At 53.2% G+C, this 15,561-nt stretch carries 11 protein-coding genes and 1 riboswitch; of the genes, 2 read left to right on the top strand and 9 right to left on the bottom strand.

The genetic code is table 11. The features are described 5' to 3' along the window. Positions 1–160 precede the first annotated feature (160 nt). The 5 genes from metF to FOA19_RS03185 form a co-directional block, all read right to left on the bottom strand. Positions 161–1,114, bottom strand: a complete 954-nt coding sequence (gene metF, locus FOA19_RS03205; RefSeq protein ID WP_149089342.1) for a methylenetetrahydrofolate reductase [NAD(P)H] — start codon at positions 1,112–1,114, stop codon at positions 161–163. Positions 1,115–1,436: 322 nt separating this feature from the next. Next, positions 1,437–5,126, bottom strand: a complete 3,690-nt coding sequence (gene metH / locus FOA19_RS03200; protein ID WP_149089341.1) for a methionine synthase — start codon at positions 5,124–5,126, stop codon at positions 1,437–1,439. 83 nt (positions 5,127–5,209) lie between these two features. Beyond that, positions 5,210–5,318: riboswitch (SAM riboswitch) on the bottom strand. A 168-nt stretch (positions 5,319–5,486) separates the two neighbouring features. Then, positions 5,487–6,632 carry a fatty acid desaturase family protein gene (locus FOA19_RS03195; RefSeq protein WP_149089340.1) on the bottom strand — a complete coding sequence of 382 codons (1,146 nt, stop codon included), beginning with the start codon at positions 6,630–6,632 and terminating at the stop codon, positions 5,487–5,489. Positions 6,633–6,982: 350 nt separating this feature from the next. Further along, positions 6,983–7,492 carry a hypothetical protein gene (locus FOA19_RS03190; protein WP_149089339.1) on the bottom strand — a complete coding sequence of 170 codons (510 nt, stop codon included), beginning with the start codon at positions 7,490–7,492 and terminating at the stop codon, positions 6,983–6,985. Between the two features lie 135 nt (positions 7,493–7,627). After that, the gene (locus FOA19_RS03185) at positions 7,628–8,413 is read right to left on the bottom strand and encodes an SAM-dependent methyltransferase (protein ID WP_149089338.1); all 786 of its coding nucleotides are present in this window, start codon (positions 8,411–8,413) and stop codon (positions 7,628–7,630) included. Positions 8,414–8,587: 174 nt separating this feature from the next. On the opposite strand from FOA19_RS03185, the gene FOA19_RS03180 reads away from it, so the two are divergent. Together FOA19_RS03180 and FOA19_RS03175 are read left to right on the top strand one after the other, a co-directional pair. Then, positions 8,588–9,439: a hypothetical protein gene (locus tag FOA19_RS03180; RefSeq protein WP_149089337.1), complete on the top strand. Its 852-nt coding sequence runs from the start codon at positions 8,588–8,590 to the stop codon at positions 9,437–9,439. A 36-nt stretch (positions 9,440–9,475) separates the two neighbouring features. Then, positions 9,476–9,853, top strand: a complete 378-nt coding sequence (locus tag FOA19_RS03175) for a DUF4406 domain-containing protein (RefSeq protein ID WP_149090464.1) — start codon at positions 9,476–9,478, stop codon at positions 9,851–9,853. Positions 9,854–9,956: 103 nt separating this feature from the next. Here FOA19_RS03175 and FOA19_RS03170 read toward each other — a convergent pair whose 3' ends face one another. From FOA19_RS03170 to FOA19_RS03155, 4 genes are all read right to left on the bottom strand, one after another. After that, positions 9,957–10,619: an oxidoreductase gene (locus FOA19_RS03170; RefSeq protein WP_149089336.1), complete on the bottom strand. Its 663-nt coding sequence runs from the start codon at positions 10,617–10,619 to the stop codon at positions 9,957–9,959. Between the two features lie 9 nt (positions 10,620–10,628). Next, positions 10,629–13,121 carry a DUF5916 domain-containing protein gene (locus FOA19_RS03165; RefSeq protein ID WP_149089335.1) on the bottom strand — a complete coding sequence of 831 codons (2,493 nt, stop codon included), beginning with the start codon at positions 13,119–13,121 and terminating at the stop codon, positions 10,629–10,631. Between the two features lie 33 nt (positions 13,122–13,154). After that, the gene (locus FOA19_RS03160; RefSeq protein WP_149089334.1) at positions 13,155–13,991 is read right to left on the bottom strand and encodes a CvfB family protein; all 837 of its coding nucleotides are present in this window, start codon (positions 13,989–13,991) and stop codon (positions 13,155–13,157) included. Between the two features lie 531 nt (positions 13,992–14,522). Continuing rightward, positions 14,523–15,554, bottom strand: a complete 1,032-nt coding sequence (locus tag FOA19_RS03155; protein WP_149089333.1) for a PorP/SprF family type IX secretion system membrane protein — start codon at positions 15,552–15,554, stop codon at positions 14,523–14,525. Between the last annotated feature and the right edge of the window lie 7 nt (positions 15,555–15,561).

The following is a 15,561-nucleotide window of genomic DNA, read 5'->3' as shown; positions in this document are numbered from 1 at the left end:
CGATTCCTGGTTAAAGGCTGTTTTCGCGAAAGTAGCCCTTAAACGTAAACTGCCAGCAACCTTCTTCAGGAGCCCTGATAAAAGCAGAAGGTCCATTTACTCAGGTAAATGGACCTTCTGCTTTGAGCCTGTTTTGCGGGAAATAGCCGCTAAACAGGGTTTAGAAAATTGCCTTGGCTACAGCTACCGTGGCATCTGACTTACTCATGGTGTAGAAGTGCAGGCACGGTACCCCGAAGTCCATCAACTCTTTGCACTGTTGGATGGTCCAGTCAATGCCCACCTGCTTCACATCTTTGGGGTTGGTGCAGGCTTCCACGGCGTTCACCAGGTCCTCGGGCAGGTCAATGTTGAAGTAGCGCGGCAGTACGTTCAGTTGGTTTCTGGTCGTAAGCGTTTTCAGGCCCGGGATGATGGGTACCGTGATGCCCGCAGCGCGGCACGCGTTCACAAATTCAAAGAACTTCTGATTATCGAAGAACATCTGCGTGATGATGTAATTAGCCCCCAGGTCTACTTTCTGCTTCAGGTATTTCAAATCGGCAGATAGGTTGGGCGCTTCCATGTGTTTCTCGGGGTAACCCGCCACCCCGATGCAGAAATCAGTAGGCACCGGGTTTTCCATCTCCTCATCCAGGTAATGGCCATGGTTCAACTGCACCACCTGTTTGATGAGGTCAGTGGCGTACGAGTGTCCGTCTTTGTGCGGCCGGAAACCAGGCTCGGTCTTCACCGCATCGCCGCGGAGCAACAGCACATTGTCGATGCCTAGGAAATTGAGGTCCATCAAAGCGTTCTCCGTCTCTTCCCGGCTGAAGCCTCCGCAGATGATGTGCGGCACCGCGTCTACGTGGTACTTGTTCATGATCGCCGAACAGATTCCTACCGTGCCGGGCCGTTTTCTAATGGTGATTTTCTCCAACAGACCATTCTCGCGCTCCTTGAACACGTACTCCTCGCGGTGGTAGGTCACGTTGATAAACGGCGGCTTGAACTCCATCAACGGGTCAATGCCCTGGTAAATAGACTGGATGCTGGTTCCCTTCACCGGCGGCAGAATCTCAAACGAGAAAAGGGTACTGGTGGCGTTCTGTAAATGCTCAGTAACTTTCATTGAAGTTATGTATGTCTTAGGCGTAAGCCTTTCTTTTAGCTTTTGTTTTAGCTTTCTCGTTTTTAAAGAAAGCAAGGTGTTTAGAGACGAGTTACCTCGTTTATTTTCTCTTTCTTACTTTCTCCCTACTTTTTGTCATCCTGAAAGGACCTTGTGTGCGAGCGTAACAGCGTTTCTTCAAGGCCTCACTAGTTTGCCCACAAGGTCCTTTCACGATGACAGGAAAAGGTGTCCTAAAAAGGAGAGCAATCCTGAAAGTAAGGAGTATGCTTATTTCCTGTTTAGGGGCCGATTTAATGAAATCAGCCCCTAAACAGAGAGTTTAGTAATTCAAAATAGGTGATAACCAGCGCTCAGTTTCCTCCACCGTCATGCCTTTGCGCTGCGCGTAATCCGTTACCTGGTCTTTCTCGATTTTTCCAAGTCCGAAGTATCGAGACTGTTTATGCGCGAAGTACATGCCAGAAACAGCGGCAGTCGGGTACATGGCCAGGCTCTCGGTTAAAGAGATGCCGGTGTTCTTCTCCACGTCCAGTAACTGGAACAGCGTCGTTTTCTCGGTATGGTCTGGGCAAGCCGGATATCCCGGGGCCGGACGGATGCCTTGGTACTTCTCCTTGATCAGGTCTTCGTTCGTGAGACTTTCTTCCGGCTCGTAGGCCCAAATCTCCTTGCGCACAATCTCGTGCAACTTCTCCGCGAAGGCTTCGGCCAAACGGTCAGCCAAGGCTTTGGCCATGATGCTGTGGTAATCGTCGTGGTCGGCTTCAAACTGTTCTACCAGTTCATCTAAGCCAATACCAGCGGTTACCGCGAAACCTCCGGTGTAATCGTCTAAGCCAGTTTCCTTTGGCGCTACAAAGTCAGCTAGGGCTAAGTTAGGAACGTTTGGTCCTTTAAGACCTTGCTGGCGCAGCGTACGAAAATGCGTTAAGATCTCAGTACGCGCTTCGTCAGTGTAAATCTCCACGTCATCGTCGCCTACGCTGTTGGCCGGGAATAAACCGGCCACACCGTTGGCGGTGAGTAGCTTCTCGTCCACAATGCGTTGGAGTAGAACTTGGGCATCGGCGTATAGTTTGGTGGCAGCTTCACCAACTACTGCATCTTCCAGCAGTTTCGGGAATTTGCCGTGCAGTTCCCAAGCCTGGAAGAACGGCGTCCAGTCAATGTACGGCACCAGTTCTTCTAACGGGAAGTTTTGAAATACCTGCACACCGGTTTTGGCTGGGGTGTACACGTCTTCGGCTTTCCACTCAATAGGCAGCTTGTTGGCGCGGGCTTGCGGTAAGGGCAGGTATTTCTTATCCTTTTGACGGCTCAAATAGCCTTCACGCATCTGGTCGTATTCCAGGCGGGTGTCTTGGGCGAACTTCTCTTTGTTTTCAGGACTCAGCAGGTTTCCTACCACCGGTACACTGCGCGAAGCATCCAGTACGTGCACCACGGTGCCGTTGTAGGCTGGTGCTACTTTCACGGCAGTATGGGCGCGGGACGTAGTGGCGCCACCGATGAGCAACGGGATATTGAAGTTCTGGCGCTCCATTTCGCGGGCTACGTGCACCATCTCGTCCAAGGACGGCGTGATCAACCCGCTTAGTCCAATTACGTCCACGTTGTGCTCGCGGGCAGCATCCAGGATTTTGTCGGCTGGCGTCATCACGCCTAGGTCAATCACCTCGTAGTTGTTGCAGGCTAATACCACGCCCACAATGTTTTTCCCGATGTCGTGCACATCGCCTTTCACCGTTGCCATCAGGATTTTACCGTTGGTTTGGCGGGTAGAAGTGTCTCCGTTAGCTGCAGCGCGTACTTTCTCTTCCTCAATGTAAGGCAATAGATAGGCCACGGCTTTCTTCATCACGCGGGCGCTTTTCACTACTTGAGGCAAAAACATCTTGCCTTCGCCGAAGAGATCACCCACTACGTTCATGCCGTCCATGAGCGGACCTTCAATCACTTCCAGTGGTTTGCTAAATAAGTGACGGGCTTCTTCCACGTCCTGGTCAATGTATTCTACCAGTCCTTTTACCAAAGCGTGCGTTAAACGCTTCTGCACCGGCTCATTGCGCCAGGCTTCGTCGCGGACGATCTCTTTGCCTTTGTTCTTCACCGTTTCGGCGAATTCTACCAGACGTTCGGTGGCATCCGGGCGGCGGTTTAGCAGCACGTCTTCTACACGCTCCAGCAGGTCTTTCGGAATTTCCTCGTAGACTTCCAGCATACCCGCGTTCACGATGCCCATGTCCAGACCGGCTTTGATGGCGTAGTACAGGAACACGCTGTGCATGGCCTCGCGTACGGGGTCATTGCCCCGGAACGAGAAGGAGATATTGCTCACTCCGCCGCTTACTTTAGCGCCCGGCAGGTTTTGCTTAATCCAGCGGGTGGCGTTGATGAAGTCTACGGCGTAGTTGTTGTGCTCCTCCATGCCCGTAGCCACGGTGAGGATGTTCGGGTCAAAGATGATGTCCTCGGCAGGAAAGCCTACTTCTTTGGTCAGGATGTTATAGGCCCGCTCGCAGATCTGGATGCGACGCTCGTAATTATCGGCTTGCCCTTCTTCGTCAAAGGCCATTACTACCACGGCGGCCCCGTAACTGCGTACTTTGCGGGCATGCTCTTTGAACTTCTCTTCGCCTTCTTTGAGCGAGATGGAGTTCACGATGGCTTTCCCCTGCACGCACTTCAATCCGGCCTCAATCACGCTCCATTTGGAGGAGTCAATCATGATGGGCACACGGGCGATGTCTGGCTCGGAGGCAATCAGGTTCAGGAACAAGGTCATGGCGGCCTCGGAGTCCAGCATGCCTTCGTCCATATTCACGTCAATGATCTGGGCGCCGTTCTCCACTTGTCCGCGGGCGATGGCCAAGGCTTCCTCGTACTGCTCGTTCAGAATTAAGCGCGCAAATTTCTTGGAACCGGTCACGTTGGTCCGCTCACCTATGTTTACGAAGTTAGAGCCTTCGTACACCGTGAGCGGCTCCAGGCCCGAGTAGGTAGGAACGGCCGGAAGTTGAGGCAACGGACGCGGCGGGTATTCTTTCGCAATCTCGGCAATGGCTTTGATGTGCGGCGGCGTAGTTCCGCAGCAACCGCCCACAATGTTCACGAAATTGTTTTCCAGGAAATCGCGGATGTGCTGGCCCATTTGCTCCGGAGTCTCGTCATACGCCCCGAAGGCGTTCGGCAGACCGGCATTCGGGTAGGCGCTGATATGGAATTTAGATGCTTTGCTCAAGCTCTGCAAGTGCGGACGCAGCTGCTTCGCCCCGAGGGCGCAGTTGAAGCCCACGCTCAGCAGCGGCATGTGCGATACGGAGTACAAAAACGCCTCTACGGTTTGGCCCGATAAGGTACGACCGCTGGCATCGGTGATGGTACCAGACACCATGAGCGGCAAACGCTTACCTGTTTGCTGACTGTATTGGTCAATGGCGAACAGCGCTGCCTTGGCGTTGAGGGTATCGAAGATGGTTTCCACCAGAAGCAAATCCACGCCACCATCTACCAGGCCGCGCACCTGTTCGGTATAAGCGTCTACCAGTTCATCGTACGTAATAGCGCGGTACCCGGGATTGTTCACATCCGGTGACAAAGAAGCGGTACGGTTGGTGGGCCCGATGGCTCCGGCCACAAAGCGCGGTTTGTCTGGCGTCCTGGCGGTCCACTCGTCGGCGGCTTCTTTGGCGATGCGGGCTGACTCGTAATTCAGCTCGTACACCAGGTCCTGCATGTCGTAGTCGGCCATGGCGATGGAGGTGCCACTGAAGGTATTGGTCTCGGCAATATCGGCGCCAGCCTCAAAGTAGAGGCTATGGATTTCCTTGATGATGTGGGGTTGGGTGATGGAGAGCAAGTCGTTGTTGCCCTTTACATCCAGGTGGTAGTCTTTGAAACGCTCGCCGCGGTAATCTTCCTCTTGGAGGTTGTACCGCTGGATCATGGTACCCATGGCACCGTCTAAGACTAATATGCGTTTTTTTACTTCTTCCTCTATTGGAGTCATCTTCTTGTGCAAACCTAAAGGGTTAGTTGCGGCTCAAGAAAGGGCAGAGGAAAGTGGCGGGCGCTGGTGCGTAGGAGTTCCGTCACTTATCTCCCCCGGCACGGTAGGTGCAGCGGGTAGGAAGTAGCACCCAACTGAATTGGGTTGCTAAGACATCGCAGGGCCTAATCCCTCCGTCTTTCTTGATAAGCAGTAGCAAAGATAGCGGCTGTTATTGGATTCTGCAAATATGTAAAGGCCACGCCCGGAGAGAGGAACCCAAGCCATGCCTGAATAGGCAATAGGCGGTTCTGAATGGAGAAGCCGGTCTTTACAGGTTATTTTCCTCTAAAGACCGGCCTCTCTATCTGAATAATGAAATTAGCTTAACGCCAGACTCGTTTCAGGGGCGTTTTCCACTTCAAAAGCTATTTGCTGTGTTTTATAGTCTTGCCAACCCAATTTCTTGAGCATACGGTAATGGGAGCCCAGCGCCTTGGAGAAGGAGGGACTTTCTATGTACGGCAACCCAAACTCATGGGCCGTTTTCTTCACGATTTCTGAAATTCCGGGGTAATGGATGTGGCAAACCTTAGGGAAGAGGTGGTGCTCTATCTGTTGGTTCAAGCCGCCCAGCAGGAAACCGGCCAGTCGGTTCTTCGTGGCGAAATTGGCGGTGGTCCGCATCTGGTGATCAGCCCAAGCTTCTTCCATGTTGCCTTGCGCATTGGGCTCCGGAAAATCGGTTCCCTCCACCACGTGCGCCAACTGGAAGACCAAGCCCATCACCAGCCCCTCGGCTAAATGAAGGCTCACAAACCCAATGATAAACTGCCACCACGTGATGTCCAGCACTACCAGCGGCAGCACAATGAACAGCACGTAATAAATGGCTTTGTAGCCGAAAAGTTTATAGTATTCTTTGGTGGGGTGGTTGGCCGTATCCTGGGCGCCAATCTGTTTCTTGAAGAACTTGACGTAGTCTTTCCGGAGTACCCAGGAAAGCGAGGACAAACTGTATAACCCGAAGGCATAGATGTGCTGGAACCGCTGCAGTTTGTTCACCTTCTCATTGGTATCTACCCTAATCAAGCCGGGGGCTACCTCAATGTCTTCGTCGTGGCCGGGGATGTTGGTGTAGGTGTGGTGCACCACGTTGTGGGTCAAGTTCCAGACGTAGGGGCTGGCGCCAATCAGGTTGAAGACAAAGCTGAAGACCTTGTTTACCTTGCTATTGGAGGAAAGCGCGCCGTGGATGGCGTCATGGCAGATGTTGAAGCCTATAAACGCACTGAAAACGCCCAGCAACAAGGCCAGTCCAAACATGGGCCACACACCAAACTCGTTAGACATGATCAAGCCATAAAGCCCGGCCGTCACCAACAGGTAAAAAGCGGTCTTGCCCCACATAGCGGGATTGGCGTTTCTGGAAATTCCTTTTTCTTTTAAGTGGATCTCTACGCGCTGGCGGGTAGTGGCATAAAAAGTGGACTTGTCTTTATTGATGAATTTTAACTTAGAGGACATGAGGGGGGAGTGAAAGGAAGGGAACCGCGAGAAACAAACCCGGCAGAACCTGCGCAGAGAGCGGTTGCGCAATAAAATTGAGGGTGGTAAAACAAGCCTACTCAGGGCTTATCTTCTGTGAACGTGTCATCCGCCAGGAAAGTGTTAGGCCTTTTGGTTATTGCCTGGATCAGGAGGATAAAGATAGAATAATTATTTGCCAAGCCACTGTCAATTTATCCGTTTACGGAAACAGAATGCTTTGTAAAAGACGTTTAGGCTTGATTTTGTGAAAACAGCCAGAAAACGAAATTGTTTAAAATAGAAAAAGCCTGCACAAGGCAGGCTTTTCAAGTAGGTTCGGGGAAGCATTAGAATGTGTAGCGGACGGTCAGAGCTCCGTCGCCATACAAGAAAAGTCCCGCTCTGTTGGTTTCGATAAATGGCTTAAAATCGACCCCAAGTGAAATCGGAATTTCCGTAATCTGATATTCCAAACCTACAATTCCGTCTATCCCCACCGTAGCGAGGTTTCTGTCATAAGATTCTACATAATGTTTGTTTGAGGGCTTGAAGTAATACCTTCCGCGGAAAGCGCCTACGTGCGCGCCACCGCCATAAAACCATTGCAGGCCCGGTACGGCAAACGCCGGCGCGTGCAACTCAAACAAACCGGTTAACTGAAAGCCCCTCCGGCCAAGTCCCGTTCCCAGAATTCCCTCAAACGCAACGGCGTCTCTGAAGAAATATTTACCCGAGATACCGGCCGAGTAACCGCCCACCCGCAGGCCTATGCCCGCTTTCTGGGCTTGGGCGCTTTGCAGGTGCGCAAAGGAGAGCAACAGTATTCCCAGCCCAAAAATAAGATGTTTGTTTCTCATAGTAAAAAGATTCTTTGCAAAAAGAGAGCAGAACAGCGCCTGCCTTTCTAAAACTGCTTAGAACCCGTTATTATTTTACCTGTGCCTAAAAACAGAAGACACCTTATGGCTTTCCGGCTGAAAACCGGGGGCAAGTTAGGCTTTTTTATACGATTGCAGGTACGCCTCGCGGGAGGTGCGCTGGCCAACCAGCCGGAAGAAGCTGATATGGTGGTCAGTATCTTTTTTGAGCCCGCGCGCAAAAGGGTCTTTCCGCTGGCCGTGCTCCTCAAAATCGCGCACGTATTGTTCCCTGATCAGGTCGGCAGCGGGCAGCAGCTCAGCGTTCTTGATTTGCACCAAGCCCGTCTTTTCCCACAGTTTGCGCCACCAAGCCACCGAGTGGATGTAGTACCAGTAGTTCTGGAAATCGGCGCGCAGGAACTCAGGTACCTGGTCAATGGTCTCAATCTCCTCCTTAAAACAAACATCCACAATACCGATGTACCCGTCTGATTTCAGGAAACGGCAGATGTAGGGCAGGTACTTGTCATCGGTACCGAAGTATGTGTACGAGTCAATAACCAGTACCACGTCAAAGTATTCCTCAGGGAAAGGCAGGGAGCGGGCATCGGCCTGAAGCGGGAACACGTGGTCTTCCAGGTTCTCTTCCTGCACCCGTTTGTAGTTGGCCGTGGCCGTGATGGCCTCATCCACCGCCCAAACCTGCACCCCAAACTCCTTGGCCAGGAAAATAGAGCTGGCCGCCTTGCCGCAGCCCAGGTCCAGCACGCGCATGCCTTTCTGCAGCGGAATAAGCGAAGTGATGCTTTCCAGGTTGAAGAGCACGTTCTCGCCCATAGAATGCTCGCGTACCCATGTGGGGTCATACTGGGTACTGCGGGGAAAATGGTGTTGTATCTGGTGTTGGGCAGCGTCCATTTAAAATTAGTATTAGTACTGACACTACGCAAGGTAGGGGAAAGGGGTTGGTACGCTGTCTTGATTTACGGTAAGCCTGTTGCAACCTATCCGCCCAAAACAGGATCGGGAGGTAAAGGGCAAATTTTACTCCAAATCAAGTACCCGTTTATTAGCTGAAAACCAAAAGCATTTATGACAAAGATCTCCCCCTTAAGCGGATTGCTTCTGCTGTTATTTTTCCTTGCCACTAGCTGTGATGAAAAAGATAAAGATCCAGTTCCGAGTAAAGACCTCCCAGAAGCAGGCCATGGCATTAAGAAGCAACAGAAATACCTGCTGCGCACGGTGGAATGGAAAAGTTTCGGTCAGACGGCCGCCTATACGTACAACAGCGACAGTACTATCAAAAAGGTAAGCCAGGTGGGAAGTGGCAACTATATCTATTTCCGCTACCAGAACGAAGCCCTGACGGAAATGGCCTTGGAGGCATCTGATTATAAGAACACCTACGCCTACAACCCCGCCGGCCAGATGATTAGCTGGACCCGCGCGCAAAAACAAGCGAGCTACGGCTCCACCTTTGTGTTTGAGTACAAATACAACGCTACCGGCACCGTCTCTGAGATGGATTACTTTAAGATAAATGAGGCCGGCAAGCAGTTGGTGTACCACAATGTCTATGAGTACAGCAGCCAAAACCTGTTGTCTAAGGTAACCGCAACGGCCAGCAACGGCTATAAAGTCATCTGGACTATTGACAGCTATTCTGCTCCTTTTGATTTTGATCCCTGGGTGTTCATTAGCCATGACTTAGCTGAAAAGTACGAGATCTACAATTACCCGGTACTCAGCCGGCTTAACCAGCTGCCCAAGAAAATCACCAAGACCGTGATAGGTCCGGGGCAGACGGCCCAAGTGGAGGAAGTGGTCTCCATAGACTTTACCATTACCCAGGAGAAGCTGGAAAAGATGGTGAATACGGTAGCGTACCCAGGGCACCCAGAGTTGAATTCCAGCTATGAAGTGCTCTATTCTTATTATTAATTTTTTACTTAACTACGAAACACCTTGAACACACCCATGATGATTTTAGTGGCCGGGCCCTATCGGTCGGGCACCCAGGACAACCCAGAACTTATTAAGAAAAACGTGGAATTGATGCAGGAAGTGGCGCTGGAGGTATACAAGTTGGGCCATTTGCCGGTGCTAGGCGAATGGTTTGCGTTGCCTCTTCTGGAGACCGCTGGCTCTACGCAACTAGGAGATGCTATTTTTAACCAGATCTTTCACCCGGTGGCCATCCAACTGATTGACTTTTGCGGAGCAGTGCTAAGGGTGGGAGGACCTTCCCAAGGGGCCGATGAAATGGTAAACGTTGGCCGGGAGAAAGGGAAACTTATTTATCATTCCCTGGCAGAAATACCAGTGCTGGAGCGCGCAGGTGTGCCGTCTATGTAAGGAGAGAAAGTTGCAGAACTTTCAACGGTTTGCTAGGAGTAACGTCGTTTTGCGGCTGTTTTCCTGAAATGACCTTCAAAACAGATCACGGGCAAAAAGGCATTTAGGCGTATTGCTGCATCTGCTCAGAGGGGTGCACCAGTACGCCACCGCCGTCTTGTTTGGCAGCCTCCAGCATGGCTTTGGCCACGGTCTTGGCATGAATGGCTTTGTACTTGCGCAGCGGGCCGTTGAACAGAAACCCCGCGCCCTTCATCAGCGTGGCTGCGGCCTTCTCCCCGAACCGTTCTTCCTGCCGTTCGCCTAAGAGCAAGGAGGGTTGAAAGATGTGCACGGCGGTAAAAGGCATTTTTTTCACGGCCTCTTCCATCTCGCCTTTCACCTGGTTGTAGAAGATGCGGGACCGGGCATCAGCGCCCAGCGCCGAGACTACCAGAAACTGCGTGGCAAAGTGGGAGGAGGTGATTTTGGCCAGGTTCACCACGTAAGTGAAGTCTACCTGCCGGAATTTGTCTTTTGAGCCCGCTTTTTTAATAGTAGTGCCTAAACAGCAATACACGTCATCGGCGATGAGGCTGTGGCGGTGTTTCTCCAGTTGGTCAAAATCCACGATGATCTGCTGCAGCTTGGGGTGGTCTACCGCCAGTCTCTTCCGGCCCACGGAGATTACCTTGTTGTAGCGGGGGCTTTGCAGCAGCAGTTGTAGGCAGTGACTGCCTACCAGTCCGCTGGCGCCGGCAATGAGAGCAGCTTTGGCAGATACCATATCTCCGGGTTAGGTTTTAAGGGCTCTTCTGAGCACCTGGTAGTCAAGGTAATATAGCACCTTAACGGAGAAACTATTCAATTGTTTAGCCTGCAGCGTGTTCCTGAGGTTCAGGAAATAGTCGGGGCGTTCGGGCAGGGCGCTGTCATAGATGGCGTTCTTCCAGACCACGCTCACCTCGCTGCCTGGGGCAAACCGCCAGCTGTAGACCAGGTCAATGTTGAAGGCGTTGAAGTTGCGGGCATTGGCAGAAGGAGAGTTGGGGCGATACTCCAAAGGCCGGCCGTTGCCGTCATCCTGCAGCAGAAAGTACTTGTCAAACGTGGCATTGGACCAGTAGTGGCGCATGTTCAGGTTGAGGGCCGTGCGGGCGTTGAAGATGTAGGTACCGGTTAAGGTGTTGCTCACGGTCTTCACCTTGCGGCGCCCGAAGAAAATGCTGTCCTGCACGCCGTTGCCGGCAAACCCAAAGCCGCGGGGCGTATCACTGTAGCGGACGCCGTAAACCAGCTGTAAATGGTCGTTGACCCGTACCCGAGGGCTTATGCCAATCCATCGGTCCAGTTCGCCGTACTCAGGCGCCCAATAGAACCCGAAATCCAAGTCTACGGCCAGTTTTTTGCGGTAATCGCTGGAGATATAGGAGTTCACCTCCCAGCCGGCGGGTTTGCGCCATTTCTGGTCGGGCACCCCGTCTTTGTAAGAGCGGGGCTCAAAGTAGTCGTAGCCGTCTTTGGGCAACCAGACAATGGTGTACCCAAAGGAGATGAAGTTCTTGGTGGTGGCGTTGGTCTCCAGAAAATACGCCAGTTGGGTGAACGCCGCCGGTTTGTAGAGCATGCGGTGCTGCACCCCCAGGGCGTTGTAGGCGTTGTTCAGTTTCCAGAAAGGCTTGTAGAAATTGTAAGCCACCAAGGCCTGGCTCTCGCGGGAGTTGTTGTTGTCCAGGTAGCCCAGGTCGTTGATGTCATAGGTGTGGTTCTCGGCGGTGTGCCGTAACCGGAACTGGAAATTGCCGCTGGTCTTCCCGAAGGTGGCGGCGTACGCGTGGCCCAGTTCCACTTTGTCGGTGCCCACGGGAAGTTCGCCTTTGTTGTAGTGCTGGCTCAGGTTCCCCGATAGGTTGAGGGTGTAGGAGTTCTTCTTGTTCGTGAGCTTGGTCATGAGGCCCGTCACGTTGGCGTTGTAAAAACCGCTTCCTCGGGTCACGTTGGTGTTGGTGAAGGTCACGTACGAGCTGTTCTTCAGGCTTTGGTCCAGCACCAGCACGTTATAGTTGGTCACGGGGTCAGTGAGGACTCTGAACTCCTCATCGTTCAGGCCGCTTCTGAGGGTGGCGTACGTGTTGCGGGTCACGGCGTTGAACAAGCCAATGCCCAAGCCTTTGTTTGTTCTGCCAGATATTTTGGTGGCGTTGACGAGACTGGTTTTCTCGGGGTTTTCCACTACTTCCACCTGCTCGCCGTAGCGCTCCTTGTCATAGGCCAGGTTGTAGTAGTTCATGGGCTGGGCCCCGATGCGGCGCGAGTAGAAAAGCCCGGCTTTGTTGAAGAGCTCGGTGCCCTCGGTGAAAAACTGCCGGTTTTCGTTAAAACGGACCTCAAACGGCGAGAGGTTGAGGACTTGCGCATCTGACTGGGTCTGCCCGAAATCCGGTACCAGGGTCATGTCCAGGGTGAAGGCGTCGTTGATGCCGTATTTAATGTCCATGCCGCCGTTGACGGTGGTTTTGAGGTCTTTCTTGCCGGGTTGCTCCTGCGGGAAGTGATCGGCGTAGCCAGAGAGGTACGGCATCAAGGACAACCGCAACGGGGCTTTGAGGCCGGTGATGCCGTGCACCTCGCCAAACTGGTTCACCCACCCCTGGATGGAACTGTCCACGAAATTCCAGAAGGCTTCTTCTTTGTACCGGCGGGTAGAGCGCCAGAAATTGATGCCCCAGGTTTGCACGTCTTTTTTGGGGAAACGGATGGCGGAATAAGGGATACGCATCTCCACGCTCCAGCCCTGCGGATGCCGGGCCACGGCGCTCTGCCAGACCGCGTCCCAAGTGGTCTCGTTCCCGTTGCTGGTGGCCTTGAAATCGGTCTGTACTCCGGCAGTGGATACCTCAAACCCGAAGGCGTTCTGCTTGTCCAGGTAGGTGTCAAAGTACACGCCAAACATATCGGCGTTCACCTGGCCTCCGTCGCGCTGGCTGAGCTGGGAGAGAATGGAGTCTGGGGCGGTGTCAAGGAGCAGGGCGCTCACGTACACGGCTTCATCGTCATACAAAACCCGCACCTCGGTCTGCTGCTTTGCCGGTGAGCCGTTAGCGGGGGCCATCTGGGTGAAGCCGGTGGCGGGTTCTACCTGTTTCCAGATGTCTTCTTCTGGGATGCCGTCTAGTTTGGGGGGAGTGGCCGTGCGGCCTGCTGTGATTTGCTTTGTGACTTTAGGAGCCTGGGCATAGGTGAGGAAGGTGCTGCAAAGACAAAGCAAAAGCAGACAGACGTATTTCATAGGGCAAAAAGAGACAGGTTGTAGAGAGACAGATCAAGAACTAACCAAAAGACTAATGCTATCAGGCAATAGTTGCACCTCTCCTCTTTTATAGAGGGCCCCAATGGCTTTTTTGAAGGTTTTTTTGCTCATGCCCAACGTCTGGTAGATGAGCTCCGGGCTACTCTTGTCGGTGAGGGGCAGACGGCCGTTCTCGGCGCGCAGACGAGCCAGGATGAGCTCAGAGGCCTCGCGCACTTCGTCGTAGCCTTGTTTCTGCAGGCTCACGTCCAGCTTGTTGTCTTCGCGTACTTTTTTCAGGTAGCCCTGGGTGTACTCTCCGGGCGTGAGGCTGCGGAAAACCTCGTTGCGGTACAGCATGCCCAGATACTTGTTGTTCACGATGACCTGGAACCCCAGCGCCTTCTCCGGCCCTATGAGCAGTTGTACCTCATCACCTTCTTCCAGCGTGATGGGGTCATAGCTCAGGAAAGGACCCAGTTTGGTGGAGCCCACCAGGCGGTCTGAGTTCTCGTCAAGGTACACGTACACCAGTGCCCATTGGCCCACGTGCAGGTCCTCGTGCTGGTTGCGGTAAGGCACAAACAGGTCCTTCTCCAATCCCCACTCCATGAATGCCCCGAAGTTGCTCACGTCCCGCACCTGCAGGCAGGCGAACTGGTCTACTTTGGCCTTCGGCTCCAGGGTGGTGGCAATGAGGCGGTCCTCTGAGTCGCGGTACACGAACACCGAGATCATGTCGCCTACCTGCGCGTTTTCTGGTACGTACTTGCGGGGTAGCAGCACGTCGCCGTCCTCAGAACCTAAATACATGCCATGTTCCAATTCGCGGAGGATCTCCAGAAAGTTGTAATCGCCTAAGTGCAGCATACCAGATGGGTTAAAACGTGAAACAAAGGTAGAGAATCTATACGGCACCTATCAAGCGTTAGCCAAACTTTGTCGCGGGAAATCCGTTTAGAGGCGGTTTTGCCCAAAACAGGCTATAAACAGCCTTAACCGTCTTTTTACCAGCCGATAATATTTTGGCTAAGGGCCGATGTGAGAGCAACGTTTTTGGGTAGGTTTAAAGGGAACCGTCAGTGGAGGTGGAGAATCCGTTGGAGACCAAGTAAAGCCTGGTTTCTACAATTTATAAAACAAATACATCTTCTCTGGTTCAAGTTTTGAACTAGCACCCATCATGGGCTGATGTTTGCAAATCAGTGAAGCTGCAGCCTCAAACTGGGTGCCCCGATTCAGTAGTTCCAGGCGTCATGCCAAAAGGAACCCACCCCTACTCCTCCGAGGAGGAGAATCTTCGCTATCGCCGTGGTTGGTGTTCTCACCAATGACCAATATTCTTTAGAATGCCTGTCTGCCGTTTAGAGCCCGATTTCCTGAAAGGAGGCCCTAAACAGATTACCAGTACTGCGACGGGGAGTAAATGCTGCGGCGGTTGCGGAGCATGAGGCCCAGCACCAGTTCATGCGACCCGTAGCTCACCTGGCTCAGCCCCGAGGTAGTAAGGTCATAGGCGTAGCCCAGATGGAATTTATGCTTGTACTGGAAACCTGCCGTGAGCACCGCTGCATCCTGCAACCGGTAAGAGCCGCCCACCCAGAACTGGTCGCGCCAGAAAACCTTGGTGTTCAAATCCACGGAAACCGGACTAGGCGCCGCGTATTTCACCACCACCGAAGGCGTCACGCTCAGATAGCTGCTCAAGGCGATGCGGTAGCCAGCGTGCCCAAAGAAATGCCGCTGCTGTTTCGCTGATACGGTAGACCGCGTTTCCCGGAAACTGAAGGGTGTGGGCAGAATCTGCGCCACCGAAGCGCCCAGGTAAAAACGGGAACTGTAGAGGAGCGCACCCACCCCAATGCTGGGCAGCAAGCGGTTGTATTCATCGGCGTTCATGACCGGGTCCCCTCCGGTGCCGAAGGAAAGCATCTCGCGGTTCAGCCCGAACTGAGTAAACCCGGCCGCTACCCCGGCGGCCAGTTTTAGGTGGGGAGTGAGCGGCTGGTGGTAAGCGTAAAGCAACTGCACCTCGGTGCGTTTGAGACCGGCGGCTTTGTCGGCCTGCATTAAGATCCCAACCCCGTGGTGCGGACGCGTTTTCTGGGCGTTGTTGCGGTAATCCGGCCGCCACTGGTTCTTGAACTTCCCTTTCACGGCGTTCTGGGGCTTAAACGTAGTGGGCGGGCTCAGGTAATCCATGCGGGAAAGCGGCATGTGGGCACTCAGGTAATAGGAGGTAGGTGCGCCTTCTAGCCCCGTCCATTGGTTCCGGTAACCGGCCCGCACATCTAGGTAATTGTCGGTGCCGCTCACGGCGGGGTTCAGGAGCAGCGGGTTGAGCATGTACTGGCTGTAGTGCGGAATCTGCTGCGCCAACCCCAGGAGCGGGAGACAGAGCAGGAAAAGCAGGAAGTAGCTATTCTTTCTCATAGGCGCT

This window comes from Rufibacter hautae, assembly GCF_008271695.1.
Taxonomy (GTDB): domain Bacteria; phylum Bacteroidota; class Bacteroidia; order Cytophagales; family Hymenobacteraceae; genus Nibribacter; species Nibribacter hautae.
This window is presented reverse-complemented; position numbering and strand designations above follow the sequence as displayed.

What these genes read in the sequence shown, in the direction of transcription:
- FOA19_RS03160 (WP_149089334.1), bottom strand. Translation starts at nt 13,991, where the DNA reads ATGCTGCACTTAGGCGATTACAACTTTCTGGAGATCCTCCGCGAATTG.
- FOA19_RS03175 (WP_149090464.1), top strand. Translation starts at nt 9,476, where the DNA reads ATGATGATTTTAGTGGCCGGGCCCTATCGGTCGGGCACCCAGGACAAC.
- metF (WP_149089342.1), bottom strand. Translation starts at nt 1,114, where the DNA reads ATGAAAGTTACTGAGCATTTACAGAACGCCACCAGTACCCTTTTCTCG.
- FOA19_RS03165 (WP_149089335.1), bottom strand. Translation starts at nt 13,121, where the DNA reads ATGAAATACGTCTGTCTGCTTTTGCTTTGTCTTTGCAGCACCTTCCTC.
- FOA19_RS03185 (WP_149089338.1), bottom strand. Translation starts at nt 8,413, where the DNA reads ATGGACGCTGCCCAACACCAGATACAACACCATTTTCCCCGCAGTACC.
- FOA19_RS03180 (WP_149089337.1), top strand. Translation starts at nt 8,588, where the DNA reads ATGACAAAGATCTCCCCCTTAAGCGGATTGCTTCTGCTGTTATTTTTC.
- FOA19_RS03155 (WP_149089333.1), bottom strand. Translation starts at nt 15,554, where the DNA reads ATGAGAAAGAATAGCTACTTCCTGCTTTTCCTGCTCTGTCTCCCGCTC.
- FOA19_RS03170 (WP_149089336.1), bottom strand. Translation starts at nt 10,619, where the DNA reads ATGGTATCTGCCAAAGCTGCTCTCATTGCCGGCGCCAGCGGACTGGTA.
- metH (WP_149089341.1), bottom strand. Translation starts at nt 5,126, where the DNA reads ATGACTCCAATAGAGGAAGAAGTAAAAAAACGCATATTAGTCTTAGAC.
- FOA19_RS03195 (WP_149089340.1), bottom strand. Translation starts at nt 6,632, where the DNA reads ATGTCCTCTAAGTTAAAATTCATCAATAAAGACAAGTCCACTTTTTAT.
- FOA19_RS03190 (WP_149089339.1), bottom strand. Translation starts at nt 7,492, where the DNA reads ATGAGAAACAAACATCTTATTTTTGGGCTGGGAATACTGTTGCTCTCC.